Genomic DNA, 1,776 nt, shown 5'->3' on the forward strand with positions numbered 1-1,776 from the left:
CCGCTTAGCGGTCGGAGCCGGGTAGTTTACGTTGAAGATTCTCCCCAAATGGCTGCACCGGTTGTTGACTTGTCAAGATATAGTGGTAAAAATCTGCTTATACACAATATGTAGCGTTAAGCCGATGTCCATCTCCTCTGGCTCTTCTTTTGCAGACCGCTTGCGATGGGTGATTGGCGATGAAGCCGTCTATGCGTTTGGGCGACGGGCCGGAATTAGCGATACGGCCTTGCGCAGCTACCTGAAGGGATCCGTGCCCGGCATTGATAAGGCCGTGAAAATTGCCCAAGTGGGCCAAGTCAACCTCAGTTGGCTGATCACAGGGGAGGGATCCCCGCAGTTGGATCCCGACGCGAAAGCAGAGTATGTGTATGTGCCTTTTGTCGATGTGGCCGCCTCTGCCGGAGCGGGGGTGTTGGTGCGCGAAGAATCGATCGAATCGGTGATTGCTTTTGAGCGAAACTGGCTGCGGACGCACTTGAAGGGAAATCCTGCCGAGCTGAGCCTGATTCGGGTGCAGGGGGATAGCATGTCTCCCACCTTGGAGGATGGCGACTGGATCTTTGTGGAGCGGCAAGAGGGTGGAGACCTGGGCTGTGAAGGCATTTACGTCTTTCAGATGGATGGGGATCTGTTGGTCAAACGGCTGCAGCGCCTGCCCGGATCCCAGGTGAAGGTGATCAGCGACAACCCCCGCTTTCCCCCTTTTGTGGCGGATTTGGCGGATCCCATCAACGGCCTAACCCTCATAGGGCGTTATCGAGGTCGCATCAGTTTTGATTAGCCTCCCACAGCAGATGGCGGGAAGTGGCAGTTGGACCGACCGAGAATCCCCTTGGCGAGATCGGGTCGCCGGTTAGGATGGGTCTTGAGGGTTGAGTTGAGAGGAGTTCCTGCTCCTTGCCTGCGCCCATCCAGCCGGAGGTTTGCCTGCAATGGCTCGTTCGTCCCAGCTCCTAACAGTCGCTCTCCATTCCCTAAGCGGGATCCTCTTGGTCAGCAGCGGAATCTGGGTCGGGATGGTGCTTCCCCAGCAGGCCCAACCTCAGCCCCAGCCGGAGACCAACATCTCTCCCACTCAACCCGCTTCTCCCACACCACCGATCCTGCCCACCTTGGCCCCGCCCCAGGCCAATCCTCCGGTGGCCAGCCCAACAGCAGATGCAGATCCAGAGGAAAATCATGAGAGCCCCACGGATCTGGAGGCAGAGATTCGGGAGATCCGCCAGCAGGTGATCCAGCTCTTGATCAGAATTGAGGAATTGGAGTCGCGGCTGCAACGGCTGCGTTCTCAAACAGCCCCTGAGCCTGTCAGGGAATCTTCCACTGCTGCCGAGATCGTCCCAGGAGAAGAAAGCACCCCAGCCCCGACCAAAACGCCGACCTCTTTTCAGGTGGGAACCCAAACCATCAGCCTGCCGGGCGATTTGCTGTTCGATTTTGACAAAGCCGAGATTCGACCTGAAGCAGCGGCGCTGTTGGCCCAGGTGGCAAAATCCTTGGAGGCCATGCCCGGCGCTCGCGTTCAAGTGAATGGCCACACCGATAACATCGGGCCCTTAAACTACAACTTGGCCCTTTCTCTGCGCCGCGCCAATGCGGTTAAGGACTATTTGACGAAGCTGCTGCCGGAAGGCCATCCCATCAGTTGGACAACCTCTGGCTTTGGTCCCACCTTGCCCGTTGCCGATAACGACACAGAAGCCGGACGGCAGCGGAACCGCCGCGTGGATTTGGTCATCGCTCCCTAGGTTGTGTTGATCTTTCATTTGAGCC

At 57.8% G+C, this 1,776-nt stretch carries 2 protein-coding genes; both read left to right on the forward strand.

The window, feature by feature from the left end:
- The first annotated feature begins 124 nt into the window (after nt 1-124).
- The gene (locus NW856_RS11995; protein WP_414400461.1) at nt 125-784 is read left to right on the forward strand and encodes an XRE family transcriptional regulator; all 660 of its coding nucleotides are present in this window, start codon (nt 125-127) and stop codon (nt 782-784) included.
- 151 nt (nt 785-935) lie between these two features.
- A complete protein-coding gene (locus NW856_RS12000; protein ID WP_414400462.1) occupies nt 936-1,751 on the forward strand; it encodes an OmpA family protein in 816 nt (271 codons plus the stop codon).
- The last annotated feature ends 25 nt before the right edge of the window (nt 1,752-1,776 follow it).

Origin of the sequence: Synechococcus sp. R3-13, from assembly GCF_047462195.1 — a bacterium.
Taxonomy (GTDB): Bacteria; Cyanobacteriota; Cyanobacteriia; order Thermostichales; family Thermostichaceae; genus Thermostichus.